Raw genomic sequence first — 16601 nt, forward strand, 5'->3', positions numbered from 1 at the left:
AGCCTTGCCGCGGCGCCAGACGGCCATCATCAGGGCATCCATGACCAACGTAGCATCCCGCTCGGCCTTCATCGACCGGTAACCCTCCCCGTTTTAACGGGGCGCGACCGTAGAACTCACGCGGCCATTTTCAGCTTCATGGTTGGGGTGAGCCCGCCGATGCCCATGTTGGGGCGTTCGTTATCGTAGGTCCACAGCCATTCGGTTGCTATCTGCTGCACCTCCTCGATAGTCTCAAAGATGTAGAGGTCCAGCCATTCCTGCCGGACCGTCCGGTTGTAGCGTTCGACATAAGCGTTCCGCTGCTTTCCGGGCTGGATGTAGGTCAGCGTGATGCCCTGCTTCTCGGCCCAGGTCATCGGCGTGGAACTGACATATTCGGTGCTGTTGTTGACCCGATCGCCAGCGGCTTGCCCCGCCATTCGATGATCTAGTTCAGGGACCGGACAACCCGCTCGGCGAGCAACGTTAAGTCGACCTCGATGCCCAGCCCCTCGCGGTTGAAGTCGTCCAGCACGTTCAGAAGCCGAAATTGCCGTCTGGAAGAACCGCCACCATCGGGGATAGCGTCTATATTGACCCCAATCCTGTGCTGGTGGAAGATATCGTGATCGGCAACAATGTGACCTCGGCGCCGGCTCTGTCGTCACCCGCTCGATCCACGCCAACTCGACCGCGGCGGGGAACCCTGCGAGGCTCCTCAACCATAATGCCCCCGGGCGCTACGTCACCAAGCGGTAGCAGACAGGACTAAAGTGATATGCCCATGACCATCCTGCTGACCGGCGGCGCCGGCTATATCGGTTCGCATGTCCTGCTCTGCTGTCTTGAGGCCGGGCATGCGGTTGTTGTGCTAGATGATTTCTCCAACGGTTCGCCCGAGGCGCTGACCCGGGTGCAAGGGTTGGCCGACGGGCAGGTAACGACCTGGCACGGCGACATCCGCGATGCTGCCCTTCTGGAACGTATCTTCGCCCGGCACCCGATCGAGGCCGTGCTGCATTTCGCCGGGCTGAAGGCCGTCGGTGAAAGTGTCGCGAATCCGCTCGCCTATTACGATGTCAATGTCGGCGGCAGCGTCACCCTGGCGCGGGCAATGGCAGCAGCGGGGGTTTTCCGGCTGGTGTTCAGTTCGACGGCGGCGGTTTATGGCGATCAGGCGCAGATGCCGCTGACCGAGACCTCGGCGCTTGGCCAGCCTTCCAGCCCCTATGGCTGTTCGAAGCTCATGGTCGAGCAGGTGTTGGCCGATCTGTGCGCCGCCGATCCGCGCTGGTCGGTCGGAGTGCTGCGCTATTTCAACCCCGCCGGTGCCCATCCCTCGGGCCGGATCGGCGAGGATCCACGCGGAGTGCCAGCAAATTTGATCCCCTATGCGATGCAGGTAGCGGTGGGGCGGCGCCCGGAGCTCGCGGTCTTTGGCAATGACTACCCGACCCCTGATGGCACCGGCATGCGCGACTATATCCACGTCATGGATCTGGCGCTTGGGCATCTGGCGGCCATGGAGCATCTGGCGGATCATACCGGGCATCACATCTGGAACCTCGGCACCGGCCGGGGCCATTCGGTGCTTGAGGTGATCCGTGGGATGGAGCGGGTTATCAACCGGCCGCTCCCCTGGAAGTTGGCGCCCCGCCGTCCCGGCGACACCGCGCAATGCTGGGCTGATCCGGCGCGTGCCGCCACCGATCTCGGCTGGCGCGCGACCCGCGGGCTGGACGAGATGCTGGCCGACCACTGGCGCTGGCAGGCACAGAACCCAGAAGGCTATCAGTCGTGAAGATTGCCGTCATTTCCAATGGTCCGCAGTCGCTGCTCGCTGAAAGGGGGTAGCGCTCAGATCACGATGGCAGTGTGATCGGGTTGTTCAGGGCGAGATGTTCGTGGGCTCGGACGCGATCGCCCTGGCACCGATGACCGATGCGATCACCTATCTGGAAGAGGGCGACCACGCCTTCATCACCCGTCGCGGCGCGGAAATTTTTGACGCCGAGGGCCGCCGCGCCAACCGCGAAATGATGCGCATCGAGGCCGGTCAGGCGCAGGTCGAAAAGGCCGGCTACATGCATTTCATGGCCAAGGAAATCGCCGAACAGCCCGCCGTTCTGGGCGATGCGCTGCGCCACTACGTCATCGGCGAAGGCCTTAACCTGCCCGAGGGGCTGGATTTCGCCGGGCTGGACCGGCTGACGCTGGTGGCCTGCGGCACCGCCTATTACGCCTGCGCAGTGGCGAAATACTGGTTCGAGAGCCTGGCCGGCCTGCCCTGCGAAATCGACGTGGCGTCGGAATTCCGCTATCGCGAGGCGCCGATCCCGGCGAACAGCTGGGCGGTTTTCGTCAGCCAGTCGGGCGAAACCGCCTATACGCTGGCGGCGCTGCGCGCGCTGCAGGGGCTGATGAACACCGCGCTTAGCATGTCCGATGACATCGCGGCCCTGGTCGAGGCGTAGGACGCGTTGTTCCTGGGCCGCGGGCCGCTCCCCCCCCCGATCTGGCCTATTTAAACCAGCCGATGCCCGAAGCGGTGTCGGCATGTCCGAGGCGGAAACTCACTTAGAAAACGCCCGCAACCTGTTCAGACAAACCGAACCGCCTCTGTCAGCATTGGCTAATGACCACCTGTTAGTTATTACGATCCGTCACGGCATCCAGCGCGGTACGGTTAAGTAGGTCAAGCAGCGCGGCCGCGTCGCCTGCCTCATAGGCGGCGTCCAAAGCCCGCGCGCTGGCAGAAAAACGTTCGAACATCGCGTCCAGCACGTGGGCGGGCACCGGCATCCGCTCGTTAATATCGACGAAGTCTTCGGCCTGGCGTCCAAGCAGGTAGTAGGCGACAGCGCGAGCGGGATCGGCCGCCGCGCAGGCATAGGCGGCCTGAGCGACAGCACCATAGCCGTGGATGCCCCGACCGCGGTCCTCCAGTGTTTTGATAAGCGAACCAAACATCGTGTGTCCTTTCTAAAGCGTCAGGCGCGCCGCGCCACCATGGCGGGCGGACCAATCCAGCGGGTCGTCTAGAAACGCCCGAATTTCGGCCAAGTCCCCGGGGTTGAACGGGCCCGGATCATCGGCAACGGTTAGGATATCCTGCCAATTCGCGAGCGAATGCAACCGCAACCCATGATCGGCCAACATGGCGCGGGTCTGTGGGAAGATATCGTAATAGAAAATCACAAGACAATCCGCGACCTGGGCCCCGGCCCGGCGCAAGGCGTTAACGAACCGCACCTTGGAGCCGCCATCGGTGGTCAGATCTTCGATCAGCAGCACGCGCTGGCCCTGTGGGATCACGCCTTCGACCTGAGCGTTCGGGCCGTAGCCTTTGGGCCGCTTTCGCACGTAGTGCATCGGCAGACGGGTATTGGCCGCGATCCAGGCGGCGAAGGGGATACCAGCGGTTTCGCCACCGGCAATGGCCTCGACTGCCTCCAGCCCGATTTCCGCGCGCAGAATGGCCGTGGCGTGATCCATCAGCCGCTCTCGGATATTGGGAAAAGAGATGATCCGGCGACAGTCGATATAAACCGGGCTGGCGAGACCGGATGAGAACATGAATGGCCGCTCGGGCGAAATGCGGATCGCCTCGATCTCGATAAGCGCGCGGGCAGTGTCACGGGCGATGGCGGCACGGTCGGGGAGAGGCGTGGTCATGGGCGAGCCTGCAACGAGTGGGACATATCATTCTTCTTCCAGATAGGCAGAAATGATCGAAGTGCCCACAAGGAAATCATCCAGATCCATCGCTTCATGCGGGTTGTGCGAGCCGTTGCGGTTGCGAACGAAAACCATGGCCGAGGGTACGCCCGCCTGGGCAAAGATCGCTGCATCATGCCCCGCGCCCGAGGCCATCGAGAATGGCTCCTGCCCGATCCGGGGCATGGCCGCCATCAAGCCCTCGACGACCGTCGCATCCATCATCGCGGGGGCTGCCGGGATTTCGGGTCCGGTCTCGAAGCGGACGCCCCGGATACGCGTAATCTCATCCATTTCCTCGCGCAGATAGGCGCGCATATGGTCGAGGATCTCTGCGCTTTGCGAGCGGATGTCGAGGCTGAAAGTGATCTCGTCGGCGATACGGGCGATGGCGTGGCGGGCGGGATCGGTGCCCACTACGCCCGAGGTGAGCACAAGGTCGCCTCCGGTTTGCAGGATATGCAACCAGCTATCATCCAGCCGTGTCAGCAAGTCAGCCATGGCCAGCACCGGATCGTGGCGATAAGCCCTGGGCACGGCGCCAGAATGCCCACCTTCTCCGATACAACGGATGGCACGGAAGCGGAAATTTCCCCGAATTCCTGTCACGATGGCCGCCGGGATTGCGCGCTGAACCAGAAGTGGCCCCTGCTCGATATGGAGTTCCAGGTATTGCGAGATTCGGCTTGTGTCGATCAGCGGGCGTCCTGCGGCGATCGGCTGAATGTCGATCCCCAGCGCAGCCATATGGTCCGACAGAGTACGCCCATCGCCCTTGTGCAGGGCCGCCAGATCCCCCGGCCCCATCAGCCCGGTCAGCGCCTTTGAGCCCAAATAGCATGATCCGAACCAGGCGCTTTCCTCGCCTCGAAGTGCAAGCACCTTGACTGGCTCGCGCAGACGACGTCCTGTCTGTCTTGCGCCGATCAGGACCAAGAGCCCGGTCACTACTCCGGCGAGGCCGTCGAAATTCCCGCCCTCGGGGACGCTATCCACATGGGACCCGATCACGGCATAGCGCTCGGCGCCAGCATGTTCAGGCAAGCTGAACCAGCGATTCTTGGCCGCATCCTCCTCCACCCTCAACCCATGGGCGAGGGCAACGTCGGAGAGATAATCCAGCACCGCTGTCTCTACTTCCGAGTAAGCCGGTCGGCTGACCCCTGCCGTATCGGGCGACATCGCCCGCACATCGTCGAAGATCTGCTGGGCCAAGGGGCCGGCGAGGTTGTGCGAGAGTCCGGTCATTACATCACGTCCACCGACAACACACCGTCCCCCGCCTCCTGCAACGTGCCGATGATCTCGGCAATCGAGCGGATCCCATTGGCCATCATCCAGGCCTCCAATTCCGCCAAGAGGCGCTGCATCGTCGTCGGTGACTGAAAGGTGGCGGTGCCGACCTGCACAGCCGCGCACCCTGCGATCAGGTATTCCAGCATGTCCTCAAGCGTGGCAATGCCTCCGCAGCCGATCACCGGGATGCTGGTCGACCGCGCTGCCTGATAGGCCATGCGCAGTGCGATGGGCTTGATTGCCGGGCCAGAAACTCCCCCCATCACATTGCCCAAGCGCGGCTTGCGCGTCGAAACGTCGATTGCCAGACCCAGCACGGTGTTGGCTACCACCAGCGCATCGGCCCCAGCAGATTCGGCTGCACGCGCAACCTCTACCGGCTCGCCGGTGTTGGGCGACAGTTTCACCCAAAGCGGCAAGTCGGTTGCAGACCGCAGCCCCCGCACCACCCGTTCGGTGCTGTCAGCATGAACGGCAAAGGCGCGGCCATCGGCTTCGACGTTAGGGCAAGAAATATTGGCTTCGATCACCGCGATACCGGGCACGGTCACGGCTTCGGCCAGACGGGCAAATTCGTCGCTGCTATTTGCAGAGATCGACACAACAAGCGGCACATCATACCGCGCCCAAAACGGTAACGCGCGGGTCAGAAAATGGTCCAGACCCTTCGACGGAATACCGATGGAGTTCATCATGCCCGAGGCTAGATCGCAGACACGCGGAGTCGGATTCCCCGTGCGCGGCTCTGCGGTGAAGGTCTTAAGCACGTGGGCACCAAGGATAGACAAGTCGAAAACATCGGCAAGATCTTCGGTAAAGGTGCCGGACGCCGGCATGATCGGATTTGCAAGCCGCAGCTCCCCGATCCGGGTGGACAGGTCGGTCATGCCAGCGCCTCCGCGATCGGAAACACAGGGCCTTCGCGACAGACCCGGCGATGCCTGATCGTATCGCCCTCACGGAAAGAACGCACGCAGGCTTGGCACATCCCAAGACCACAAGCCATCTGCTGCTCCATCGCGATTTCGCCGGGGATGCCGTGCCGCGCGCCGATATCCTGCAACAGCCGCAACAGCCGGGACGAGCCGCAAGTGTAGAAGGCATCCACTCCGTCCCGGGCGATGCGGTCCTCAATCAATATCCGAAGCGCCTCGGGCGCGGACGATCCGTCCGTGTCGGTGACCACAATCACCTCCGCCCCACAATCGCGGAACAGTTCGACCGACATCGCCAGTTCTGGGGATCGCGCAGAACAGATCGCCGTCAGCGAACGACCCAGTCGCTGTGCCTCCTTCGCCAATGGAGCCAGCGTTGCCAACCCGACCCCGCGCGCGACTAGCATCAAGCGGCGCCACTCGTTTGGCATGGAGAACCCCTGCCCCAGCGGCCCCAGAACGTTCAGCATGTCGCCTTCGCGCAAGGTCGCAAGGCCTCGCGTTCCTGCCCCCGTTACCTTGTAAAGGAACTGCAGCAGCCCTGCCGCGCGGTCATAGCCGTAGATGCTCATGGGTCGGCGCAGGAAGGGGGTGTCGCCCCCCGCGACCGGACACAACAGTTGAAAGAACTGGCCCGGGCTGCAATTCAGCACCGCATCGGGTGCCCGCAGCACCATCAACCGGTATTCTTCATTGACTGGATCATTGCGCTCCACACGCACCGACACCTCGGCGCAACGGGGCAAGAAGCTGTCCCGCGGGCTGCCATGCCCGAGGGGTGTCACCATGCTCATGATTTTCCTCCCTTGCTAGCCGCCGAAGACCAGACGCGGAACAAAGAGCGAGATGTCGGGGATATAGGTTATGAACAGAAGCACAATCAGGTTCACTACGACAAAGGGGCCGACTCCGGATATGATCGTCGACACCGGTTTTCCCAGAGTTGATGAAGCCACGAAGATATCCAACCCGAAGGGCGGCGTGATCATCCCCAGGCTGATGTTCAGCGTCAAAATCATGCCGAAATGGACCGGATCGATCCCCAGCGCCATCGCGACAGGATAAAGTGGCGGGACAAGGATCAGCATCGCGGAATTGGGGTCGATGAACATCCCCATCATCAGAAACAACACGTTGACCACAAGCAGGAAACTGATCCAGCCGGCGTCCTGCGCCTCGATGAAATCGATGATTTGGTTCGGCACCTGCCCCAGCGTGACAAAATAGGATACCAGCCCCCCCATCGCCAGCAGCACGAAGATGATGCAGGTATTGATCGCGCTCTGTTCCGTGATGCGGAACATGTCGTTCAGGTTCAGGCTGCGTAGCACCACCAGTTCGATGACGATGGCATAGACCACGCTGGCAGCAGCGGCCTCGGTTGCGGTCAGGGTACCAGAATAGATCCCGCCCAGAATGATCGCCGGCATCCCAAGTGCCCATTTCGCTTCCCACATCAACGCCAGCCGCGCGCCCCAACCAGCGCGGGGATAGCGTTCCACCCCGTCGCGCCGGGCGACGATGACGACGTAGATTGCGAAGGCCAGACCCAGGACCAGCCCGACCGCAAGACCTGCCGCAAAGAGCTGCGCGATGGAGGTGCCGGTCATCCAGCCATAGACGATCATGGTGATCGATGGCGGGATTAGCAGTGCAACCTCGGCGCTCGATACGATCAAACCGAGGGAGAATCGTTCGGAATAGCCCGCCTTTCGCAATTCGGGATAGACCATCTTGGCCATGGCCGCGACTGTGGCCGGGGCCGAGCCCGAAACTGAGCCGAAGGCCATCGACCCCCCAACAACGACGTGGCCCATGCCTCCGGTGGTATGTCCGACCAACGCCTTTACAACCGCCACCAACTGTCGGGCGATCTGGCCCGATCCCATCAGGTTGGCGGCAAAGATAAAAAATGGGATCGCCAGCAACGTGACGTGATCGACTCCGCCGAGAATCTTTTGCACAATGATCAGGTCGGGCATCGTGCTGTAGAAGGCTTCTTTATAGACCAGCGCGGGCAGGCCCAGAACCAGCAGCATCTCGAAGCCCAGCATCAGCAGCAGCAGGGCAAGAATCAAGATCAACGCGACGATCATTCCGCCGTCTCCTCACCAGAAAAGCGGTCGATCAGACCAACAAGGCTAAGCCCATAACGCAGGGCGAGCAGGACAAAACCCACGGTCGGCGCGAGGTATATATAGCCCATCGGGATCCCGAGCGTGGGCGAACGTTGCCCGGAATTCAGTACAAAAGTCACCATCTCGATTCCGATCCAGGCGATATAGCCGGAAAACAACAGACCAATCAGATCGGTGACCCGGAGCAGGCCCTGGCACACCTTCGGAGGCAGCTTGGCACGCAGGTTGCGGATCCCGACATGGCGCCCACGTTCCAGCGCGAGGCCAAGACCAAAGAACACCATGAACAGGTTGAGAACTCTGACCGCTTCCTCGACCCACGCAAAGGAGGTGGCGACGTCGCCGCCGATTTCCCGCGTGATGACGCTCCCGAAATACAGGAACACCATCAGTAGGAAGGCTACGACGATAAAGGAACGCTCGGCAAAGCGAAGCGCATTGAGGGCCAGCATAGGCTCAATCCGTTTACTGAAGGGAAGTCGCGTCCAGTCCGTTGGGCCGTGCAGCCCTGCCCGCGTAACTCGGGCAGGGCTGCATCGCCTCATTTGGCAAGTTTGTCATATTCCGCGTTGTAAGTATCAAGGACCGCCTTGCCCTTGTCACCCGCCAACGCCAGATAGGCTTCCGAAGCGGGGCCGAAGGTGGCATCACGGAAGGCCGAACGCTCCTCAGGCGAAGAGACACGAACGTTCATTCCGGCTTCGGTCACGACTTCCAGCGCGCGCTCGACCGACGCTGTCTTGTTTGCCACCAGTTCCGGCACCATTTCGATGAAGGTGTCCTGAATGATGGCCTGGTACTCCGCCGGCAGGCTGTTCCACCACGCCGGGTTAAACAGAACCACATCTTCCATCGCGCCGTGATCGGAGATGACGAGGTTCTTCTGCACCTCGTAGAACTTCATGAACTGGATGGAATCCAGCGGGTTTTCTTGTCCGTCGATCACCCCGGTCTGCAATGAGGTGTAAAGCTCGCCGAACGGAAGTACGATAGCCGAGGCTTGCAGCGCCTTGAACTGCTCGATCAGGATGCGGCTATCCATGACGCGGAACTTCTGGTCGGCGAATTCACTCAGATCCTCGATCGGCTTGTTGGAGGTGAGCTGTTTCCGCCCGTTTGGCCATAGCGCGATGGCGTGCATCCCTTTATCGGCGAAGCTCCCCAAAAGCGCCTGACCGAAGGGCCCTTCACGCAGAGCCTGCGCCTTAGCCTCGTCATCGGGCAGCAGATAGGGAATGTCGAGGATCGACACCACCGGGTTGAACCCGCCGAGGAAGGCCGCTGGAGCCACCGTGCCCTCTAGCGTACCGAATTGTACACCTTCGTTCATCTGACGCTGGTCGCCCAACTGCGCCTGCGGGAAAATCTGAAACTCCACCGCGCCGCCCGTGCGTTCTTTGACCAGAGCCGCCACCTTTTCCAAATGAATATGGCGGTTCTGCTGCGCCGATTCCAGGTGGCCGATCTTGGCGGTGAATTCTTGCGCCAAGGCACCGCCGGCGCTAAGGGTGATCGCCGTGACAAGAGCCACGGACAGGGTTCGAATGCTAGTCATGATATCCCCCGCTGGTTTGCTTGCATTGAGTTTCTATGATCGACAGCTGTAGTCAAGCGAATAATCTAACTTTTGAGACGCTGCCCCATGCCGCCGGCCTTTTCCTGACTTATGGCGCGGCGTCGCGATAACGCTCGATCAGGTGTTCCAGCTGCTCGGCTGCCTCTGCTCCGCGCATGGAACTGTCCCAGAGGTTGCGGGCGATTCCCTCATGCAACTCCACCGCTTCGGGGGCCGAGGAGATGAACCCTACACCCACCGTAATATTTGGATTGTGGCCCAGCCGGAACGGGCTGACCGTCAGCGTCGCCGCTCCAGCGCCCCTCACAATCTGGAAGCTTGTGGAGGGGAAAGGCTCCGACGACACCCCAAGCTGCACCCCGATTTCCGGGTTGCGCAACAAGCTGATTACGTGGCGCACTTCGGCCAGGGCGACGGAACGGCGGGCGACGACCTGCGCGGGCGGCAAGTCGGTCCGCCCCTCCAGCCCGCTGCGAAGGAAACGCTCAATTTCGGACGCTGAAATGATCGACGCCAGCGAAGGCTTACGGCGATGAAATGTATCTTTACGCTGCGCGAGGATCTCAAGGATCTTGGTTGCCTCGGCTTGCCGAGTGGCGGGCACCGATTCAGCGAAGACCTCGGCTAATGCGCGATCATAGGCGCGCGTGGTCAAAAGATAAGACACCGGACTGAACAAGCCGATGATCTGCTCTGCTCCTTCCTCAATTTGGCGCATCCGCTCAAAAAAAGCCACCGCATTGGGTATATACTCAATTCCCACCCCGAGCAGGGTCGGGAGCGAAACGTTCAGCTCCCGCGCGATGGCGGTCAGCATATCGACCTTTGCGATTCCACCCTTCTCCGCACGGTAAAGAGCGGCGCGCGAAATGCCAATCCGGTCAGCGAGCGCATCAGGACTCAGGCCCATACCCAGCCTATGGGCGCGCAGCCGGGCACCAATCTCTTCAAAGCTTGTTCTAGCGGTCTCTTTCACAATCGTGTCCGATTAGGGTCGTCTCAAATTCTGGACAGTGACGGCCCGAAGTTGCGGCTTTCGCCTCGCTAATGCAAGCTATTGTTTTTCACCTGCCGGAGGCTTCACGTTTTCGGTCAGCTATGTGATTGCTTGGGCGCGAAACGCGACGACATCTGCCTTTCCCTTGTCGAAGCCGAGACGCCTTTCCGCACTTCCGGCGCAGCGGTTGACGCGCACGACCGCGCTGATCCATGCGATGGGCGGCTGATCAACCGCCCGGAAACCACGCCTCGATCCGGTCCTGCCAAAGCCGCGCGCCCTGCGCCTGCGCCACGGCGCGGGCCCGCGCAGCGGTTGCGGCGGCGCGGTCGGTCAGGCCCTCGGCCGCCAGCGCCTTGGCACGGGACAGAAGCAGCGGCGCGCGGGCCTGGTTTTCGCCCGACCCGTCGATAGCCCCCTCGTAGCGGTCCAGCAGCGCGGTCGCGGCAGGGATTTGCCCATTCGCCACCAGATCCGAGGCGAGATAGGCCGCGAACAGCGGTTGCCAGCAGGTAAAGCCCGTGGCCTCCCAAGCCGAGAGCCCCTGCGTCATCAGGGCGATCGCCTCGGGGCCGTTGCCGTGCCGGGCCTTGACCCAGCCCTGCACGAAGGTCGCCATCGCAACGAATTCCGGGAAGCCCTGTTGGCGGGCGAAGTCGAGCGCGGCGCTGCTTTGCGCATCGGCTGCCGCCTCGTCGCCGCGCAGCATCGCCGTGTTGAACCGCGCGAGCATTCCAAAGCCGCGTGCATGGGGAAAGCCCAGCGTGGCGCCCAGTTCGGCGGCGCGGGCGGCGTGATTTGCGCCCTCGGCAAACTCGCCCCGGACGGTGTGGGTCAGACCCAGGTAGAAGTGGCTGAAGACCCCGAAATCCTTGAGGAAGACCGAGTACAGGTCGCGGTGAACCTCGGGGTTGTAGCGCGCAACCGTCTGGCCCAGGAACTCGAGCGCGGTCACGTTGTTGCCCAGGTGCCAGTTGACCAGGCCGCGCATCGTGCTGGCCGCCAGCGTCGCCCCGTCAGAGGGGCTGCGCGCGTTGATCCCGGCGATCGCCTCGCTGATCTGCAGGGCGCGGCCCAGATCGGCGGTGGCCCAGGCATGCAGCGCGGTGCTGTAGGTCACGGGAACCATCTGTTCATGCAGCCCCAATCTCTCGACCAGGTCCATCGCGCGGGCTTGCGTGGCGCCGAAGGCCGGATTGCCGGGGCCGCGCGTCACCATCTGCGTCGGCCCCTGGATCGACCGGACGGAAAGCTCTGCCGTGTCACGCTCGATCCCCGGGGGCAGGGCCTCGACCGCCAGAAGCGCGTCTTCCAGATGGCCAAGCGCTTCGGCGGCTGCCCCCTGACCTGCGGCGCTGAGGGCTGCGTTCATGTAGCGCGCCACCGCCTCGGCCGGGCGTCCCGCGCGGGCCAGGTGCATCGCCAGCACGTGTTCGGCCACCGACATCGCCCCGCCCTGCGCCAGGAAATGGTTGGCGATCCGGTCGTGCAGGCGGCGCTGGTCGTCGCGGCTCATCCCGGCGTGGATCGCATCTCGGATCAGGGCGTGGCGAAAGGTCAGGTGCGAGGACGGATCGGTTGACGAGGGTCGCTCGACCAGGTTCTGCGCCAGAAGCGCCTCGGCATGGGCGGTACTGTCCTCGGGCGCCTCGTCGGTCAGCGCGGCAATCAGGCTCAGGTCAAAGCTGCGCCCGATGGCGGAGGCCGCGCGGGCAAAGGCGCGACTGCGCGGGTCGAGGCGGTCGAGCTTTGACTGCACCAGACCGCCAAGGGTCAACGGCACATCCGGCCCGCCGGAGGCCCTGTCATCGCGGTGGCGCAGCATGTCGGAATATTCTTCCAGAAACAGCGGCACGCCTTCGGATTTGGCAACGATCAGCGCGATACCCTCATCGGTCAGCGGGTGGTCTCCGAGAGACTGACGCACCAGCGCGGCGGCTTCATTGTCGGACAAGGGCTTCAGCGCGATGACCTCGGCCGCGCCGGGGATGCCGTCTGCCCAAGGCGGTTCGGGGCGGCTGGTCACGAGGAGCAGGCCAGGATGGGCGGGGGCATCGGCGACAAGGATTTCAACCAGTTCCGCCGTCGTCGGGTCGACCCAATGCGCATCCTCCAGCACCACGACAAAGGCGCCGCGCCCGCGCACCGACCCGAACAGCATCCGGCTTAGCAGCCGCAGTGCGCGTTGCCGGCGAAGCCCTGCAGAATCGGCCTGATCTGGCCGCGGCGGCGGGGCGAGCGGCGACAAAAGCTCCAGCAGGGTCGCCAGATCCTCGCCCTCGGCCCGCCAGACTGACGAGAACAGCCGTTCAAGCTTGGCGTGGCGCACTTCGGGCGCGTCAAACCCCGCGACACCGGCAACCCATTCCAGGAACTGACGCACCGGATAAAGCGGCGCGCTGGTCTGTTCCGGCAGGCATTGCAGCACGAAGCCCGGCACGTTTTCGAGCTTCCGGTGGTGTCGGAACGCGCTGATCACGCGCGACTTTCCAAAGCCCGCATCGGCCGAGACCATTACCGTCCGCCCGGAGCCGCCCCGCGCCGCGTCGAAATGCGCAAGCAACCGCGAAAGTTCATCCTGACGGCCGATCAGATCGCCTTGTCGCCCGCCGCGCAGGGCCTCGAACCGGGTGGCCACGCCGCTGCGGCGACGGATGACCCGATAGGCCTTCTGCGGGCTGCGGAACCCCTTGAGCGTCTGCGGGCCAAGATCGGTGAGCTGGAAGCTGGCGCCAATGAGCTGGCGCGTGTCGTCGCAGATCAGCAGCGTATCGGGCTCGGCCAGCGCCTCAAGTCGGGCAGCGCGGTTGATACAGGCGCCGACCGCGTTGGTGCCGAAATGGTCGCCATCCGCGCGGATCATCGCGCTACCGGTGGAAATGCCGATCCGGCTACGTAGCGCCACGCCGGTCTGGGCGGCAAGGGCCTGCAGTTCGCCGAGGATGTCCAGACCGCTTTGCACCGCGCGCAGGGCGTCATTTTCCACCGCGCGGGGGAAGCCGAAGTAGCAGATGATCCCGTCGCCCTGATATTGCGCGACCACGCCGTGATGCCGGCGCACCACGTCGTTGCAGAGCGCGTGGAAGCTGCGCAGCAGATCGCCATAGCCCTCGGGGCCCAGCGATTCCACGAATTCGGTCGATCCGGCCATGTCGGCAAACAGCACCGACACGCCTCGGTATTCGGTGGCGCCGGCGACCGGAACGTCCTTGAGCGGCGGTCTTTGGGTGTCAGTGGCCATCAAGTCCCTGCCGCACGAAAGCCTCGGCCCCCATCGCCGCGTGATAGTTCGACAGCGCGAACATCATGACCATGTCGTAATCCAGGGCAAGCCCGCCGATGTTGGGCGACATCGGGTCGTCGCCGCGCCGGTTCTGAAACCAGCGCGCCCAGTCTGCCGAGCCCGGATCGTAGAGCAGGAAGGCCTCTCCGTCGCGAGGAAAGCTGCGGTTCGGCGAAGGATAGAGGTTGGCCGTAAATGGAAATTCCGCCGCGCCGTGACAGCTGAGGCAGGACGAGGCGCGCAGTCGGTCCTCGGCCACATAGCGCCGCCCCGAGGGGGTGATGACGTTGTGCCGCGTGGCCACGTCCATCGGCCCCGCCAGACGCCCGCCCCAGCCCAGCGTGTCGTGGGTGAAGGCCGGGGCCTCGGAGTTGATCCAGCTTTCGCGCAAGGTGGCGCCCGGTGGCAGGCCGTCGGGATCATCGGTCAGGTTGGGGTCATTGCCCCACATCGCGCCCAAGGGCACAAAGCGGTCCCAGGGCGTTTCGCCGGGGTGGTCGGCGTCATAGACATAGGCCAGATAGACCCAGCCGGTTTCCGGCGCGGCGATGCTGTCCTTGACCTTGATTGCCATCTGGATCGGATGGGCCTCCAGCACCTCAGGGCGCAGGGGCTTTTCGCCTCTGGTCTGCGCCGCGATCGAAGGACGATAGACGTGCCAGGAGGCCGCGCCCCGCAGCACGGGCCAATCCTCGGCCGACAGCGGCACCGCCTCAGCCTTGACCACGATCGCGCCGTCGCGGAACTGCGCACGTTCAGGGCGGGGGACATAAAGATCGCCCCAGACATCGCGCAGGGTCGTGGCGGCGACATCGTTGTAATAGATCACGGCATGGTTCTGCACGCTGCCAGTGGGCGGGACGGTGGTGAAGGTCTCGGGCGGGAGGATCTGGCCGGTGTAGGTGTTCATCAGCGCCTCGCGCCCCGAAGTGGGGTCGGTGCTGCCATCGGCCAGAGGCGTGCCCTCGCCCGACCAGACCATGTCATACCAGCCGGCCTTCTTCGGGTCCCACTGCTCGACCTGGTCGATCAGCACGCGCAGGTCGGGTTCCAGATGCCGCTTCAACGCTTCCAGATAATGCGGGGCTGTTTCAGGGGTCAGCGCCGCCTGCGCTGCGCCGCGCCAACGGCCCTCGATCGGGGCTTCTTCGGGGTAATCGAAATTCGCCAGAAGGTAGCGGCCCGACCATTTGTCCGACGCGGGGTAAAGGCCGTTGTTCGACGCGATCGGATCATCCGCAAGGGCGCCGGTCGTCAGACAGCCAGCAAGCCCCCCGGCGCAGGCCGCCCGTTTCAGAAAGGAGCCTTGCCTGAACATTGCCGTTAACCTTTGTTAAAATCCGGCAAAACAATGAAGTTCGTAGGACCCTGCGTCAAGGCGCCACGGGTTCTCAGGCTGAGAATTGTAAGGAAAAGGTGCGGACGGGTCAGTCTACAAACGGAGGCTACTACACTAATTTTTGACCCGCCCGCTTGGGACCGCTGCAATTTCGGCCCAATCGGCTGCACGGTCTGACCGCGCTAACGCCATGGGCCCAAAATGACATGATCGCGTCCCGATGCTGTTCCCTGTGGAACACCCATAGATATTTCTGACTATTTTGTGGCTCGCCTTCATTGTCCGAAGGCGGGTGGCTGGCTAAATTGCGCCGACAGGTAATTTCTAGGAATGACAATGCAGGAAGAAACCGCCACAGATCGCGTGGCGCTTTTGGCGCGGCTGCCGATGTTTCAGCGGCTGCATCCGGAACTGCTCGGGCGTGTTGCGCAGGCGCTGCAGCCGCGTGTCTGGGGGGCAGGCACCACCATCTTTCAGCGTGGCGACGAGGGCGATTACATGCTGATCGTCACCTCGGGCCAGGTGCGGTTGGCGCTGATCGCGCCGCACGGGCGCGAATTCGTGCTGCGCAAGGCTGGCCCTGGCGATTTTCTGGGAGAGATGGCGATGCTGGACGGCGCACCGCGATCCTCCGATGCGGCGGCAGTGGGCGAGGTGCGGGGGGTTTTGCTGTTTCGGCGCGACTATCTGGCGTTTTGCAAGGATCCGGCTCTGCCGCTGGCTGCGGCGCGTTATCTGTGTGGCCTGGTACGCGAGACGAACGAGCGGCTCGAATCGTTGGTCTCCTATGATCTGCAATCGCGCATCGCGCGGTTTCTGTTGGCGATGCTGAAGGGGCAGGAGCCTGCGGCGGGTGGCTGGGCAAGCCTGTCGCTCGACATGACGCAAGGTGATCTTGCAGCGATGCTGGGCGCAAGCCGGCCCAAGGTCAATCGCGCGCTGCTGGGGCTGATCGAGGCGGGGGTTGTGACCCGGACCGGGCAGGTGCTGACCTGCGATATCGCAGCGCTGCAAGAGGTGGCAGAGCGCGACCCGATGCAGGGTGGCTTCTGACGCAGGGTTTCCCGGGGAACAGCGCGGGTCACGAATCGAGTGCAGGATCCTGGCATCGACCAACCGTCAGGAGGACAGAATGTTCACCCCTCGCACCAACCGCCCGACCATCATGCACGCCCTGATCCTGGGTGCCGGTCTCGTGTTGTCCACTGCCAGCACCGCTATGGCCTGAGAGTCGGATTCGGAATTATCTTTAAGATGTCAGGCCCTTGCGATGAGCCTCGTGACGCGCCTGATGTGGGCGATGAGGAGCCATGCCTCTGCACTGGCGACGGTTTTCTC

13 protein-coding genes and 2 pseudogenes are annotated in these 16601 nt (G+C 63.1%); 3 read left to right on the forward strand and 12 right to left on the reverse strand.

The window, feature by feature from the left end:
- Positions 1–116 precede the first annotated feature (116 nt).
- Positions 117–538 (reverse strand): annotated as a pseudogene (locus MXB90_RS16510) (integrase core domain-containing protein); the annotation flags it as partial.
- A 228-nt stretch (positions 539–766) separates the two neighbouring features.
- Between MXB90_RS16510 and galE the strand changes: the two are divergent.
- Both galE and MXB90_RS16520 read left to right on the forward strand, forming a co-directional pair.
- Positions 767–1783, forward strand: coding sequence for a UDP-glucose 4-epimerase GalE (galE, locus tag MXB90_RS16515; protein WP_250046525.1), 1017 nt, complete (start codon positions 767–769; stop codon positions 1781–1783).
- A gap of 91 nt (positions 1784–1874) precedes the next feature.
- Positions 1875–2399, forward strand: a pseudogene (locus MXB90_RS16520) (SIS domain-containing protein); the annotation flags it as partial.
- Between the two features lie 229 nt (positions 2400–2628).
- On the opposite strand, the gene MXB90_RS16525 reads toward MXB90_RS16520, so the two are convergent.
- The 11 genes from MXB90_RS16525 to MXB90_RS16575 form a co-directional block, all read right to left on the reverse strand.
- Positions 2629–2952, reverse strand: a complete 324-nt coding sequence (locus tag MXB90_RS16525; RefSeq protein ID WP_250046526.1) for a hypothetical protein — start codon at positions 2950–2952, stop codon at positions 2629–2631.
- Positions 2953–2964: 12 nt separating this feature from the next.
- Positions 2965–3657, reverse strand: coding sequence for an orotate phosphoribosyltransferase (locus tag MXB90_RS16530; RefSeq protein ID WP_250046527.1), 693 nt, complete (start codon positions 3655–3657; stop codon positions 2965–2967).
- 27 nt (positions 3658–3684) lie between these two features.
- On the reverse strand, positions 3685–4947 hold the full coding sequence (locus tag MXB90_RS16535) for a Zn-dependent hydrolase (RefSeq protein WP_250046528.1): 1263 nt from the start codon (positions 4945–4947) through the stop codon (positions 3685–3687).
- Positions 4947–5882 carry a dihydroorotate dehydrogenase gene (locus tag MXB90_RS16540; RefSeq protein WP_250046529.1) on the reverse strand — a complete coding sequence of 312 codons (936 nt, stop codon included), beginning with the start codon at positions 5880–5882 and terminating at the stop codon, positions 4947–4949. The genes MXB90_RS16535 and MXB90_RS16540 overlap by 1 nt, the downstream gene beginning before the upstream one ends.
- A complete protein-coding gene (locus MXB90_RS16545; RefSeq protein WP_250046530.1) occupies positions 5879–6724 on the reverse strand; it encodes a dihydroorotate dehydrogenase electron transfer subunit in 846 nt (281 codons plus the stop codon). Before MXB90_RS16545 ends, MXB90_RS16540 begins: the two co-directional genes overlap by 4 nt.
- A gap of 15 nt (positions 6725–6739) precedes the next feature.
- Positions 6740–8026, reverse strand: a complete 1287-nt coding sequence (locus MXB90_RS16550) for a TRAP transporter large permease (protein WP_250046531.1) — start codon at positions 8024–8026, stop codon at positions 6740–6742.
- Complete coding sequence (locus tag MXB90_RS16555; protein ID WP_250046532.1) at positions 8023–8520, reverse strand: TRAP transporter small permease; 498 nt, start codon at positions 8518–8520, stop codon at positions 8023–8025. The genes MXB90_RS16550 and MXB90_RS16555 overlap by 4 nt, the downstream gene beginning before the upstream one ends.
- Positions 8521–8609: 89 nt before the next feature.
- Positions 8610–9623, reverse strand: coding sequence for a TRAP transporter substrate-binding protein (locus tag MXB90_RS16560; RefSeq protein ID WP_250046533.1), 1014 nt, complete (start codon positions 9621–9623; stop codon positions 8610–8612).
- A 109-nt stretch (positions 9624–9732) separates the two neighbouring features.
- Positions 9733–10620, reverse strand: coding sequence for a helix-turn-helix domain-containing protein (locus tag MXB90_RS16565; RefSeq protein WP_250046534.1), 888 nt, complete (start codon positions 10618–10620; stop codon positions 9733–9735).
- Between the two features lie 250 nt (positions 10621–10870).
- Positions 10871–13882 (reverse strand): ATP-binding protein, encoded by a 3012-nt coding sequence (locus tag MXB90_RS16570; RefSeq protein ID WP_250046535.1) that lies wholly within the window; start codon positions 13880–13882, stop codon positions 10871–10873.
- Entirely contained in the window at positions 13872–15242 is a 1371-nt protein-coding gene (locus tag MXB90_RS16575; protein WP_250046536.1) for a hypothetical protein, read from the reverse strand. The genes MXB90_RS16570 and MXB90_RS16575 overlap by 11 nt, the downstream gene beginning before the upstream one ends.
- 351 nt (positions 15243–15593) lie before the next feature.
- Here MXB90_RS16575 and MXB90_RS16580 point away from each other — a divergent pair, with 351 nt between their 5' ends.
- Positions 15594–16316, forward strand: coding sequence for a Crp/Fnr family transcriptional regulator (locus MXB90_RS16580; protein WP_250046537.1), 723 nt, complete (start codon positions 15594–15596; stop codon positions 16314–16316).
- Positions 16317–16601: the final 285 nt, after the last annotated feature.

This window comes from Phaeovulum molybdatiresistens, from assembly GCF_023544865.1.
In the GTDB taxonomy this organism is placed as follows: domain Bacteria; phylum Pseudomonadota; class Alphaproteobacteria; order Rhodobacterales; family Rhodobacteraceae; genus Pontitalea.

Coding starts and splice junctions, on each gene's coding strand:
- galE (WP_250046525.1), top strand. CDS start 767: ATGACCATCCTGCTGACCGGCGGCGCCGGCTATATCGGTTCGCATGTC.
- MXB90_RS16525 (WP_250046526.1), bottom strand. CDS start 2,952: ATGTTTGGTTCGCTTATCAAAACACTGGAGGACCGCGGTCGGGGCATC.
- MXB90_RS16530 (WP_250046527.1), bottom strand. CDS start 3,657: ATGACCACGCCTCTCCCCGACCGTGCCGCCATCGCCCGTGACACTGCC.
- MXB90_RS16535 (WP_250046528.1), bottom strand. CDS start 4,947: ATGACCGGACTCTCGCACAACCTCGCCGGCCCCTTGGCCCAGCAGATC.
- MXB90_RS16540 (WP_250046529.1), bottom strand. CDS start 5,882: ATGACCGACCTGTCCACCCGGATCGGGGAGCTGCGGCTTGCAAATCCG.
- MXB90_RS16545 (WP_250046530.1), bottom strand. CDS start 6,724: ATGAGCATGGTGACACCCCTCGGGCATGGCAGCCCGCGGGACAGCTTC.
- MXB90_RS16550 (WP_250046531.1), bottom strand. CDS start 8,026: ATGATCGTCGCGTTGATCTTGATTCTTGCCCTGCTGCTGCTGATGCTG.
- MXB90_RS16555 (WP_250046532.1), bottom strand. CDS start 8,520: ATGCTGGCCCTCAATGCGCTTCGCTTTGCCGAGCGTTCCTTTATCGTC.
- MXB90_RS16560 (WP_250046533.1), bottom strand. CDS start 9,623: ATGACTAGCATTCGAACCCTGTCCGTGGCTCTTGTCACGGCGATCACC.
- MXB90_RS16570 (WP_250046535.1), bottom strand. CDS start 13,882: ATGGCCACTGACACCCAAAGACCGCCGCTCAAGGACGTTCCGGTCGCC.
- MXB90_RS16575 (WP_250046536.1), bottom strand. CDS start 15,242: ATGTTCAGGCAAGGCTCCTTTCTGAAACGGGCGGCCTGCGCCGGGGGG.
- MXB90_RS16580 (WP_250046537.1), top strand. CDS start 15,594: ATGACAATGCAGGAAGAAACCGCCACAGATCGCGTGGCGCTTTTGGCG.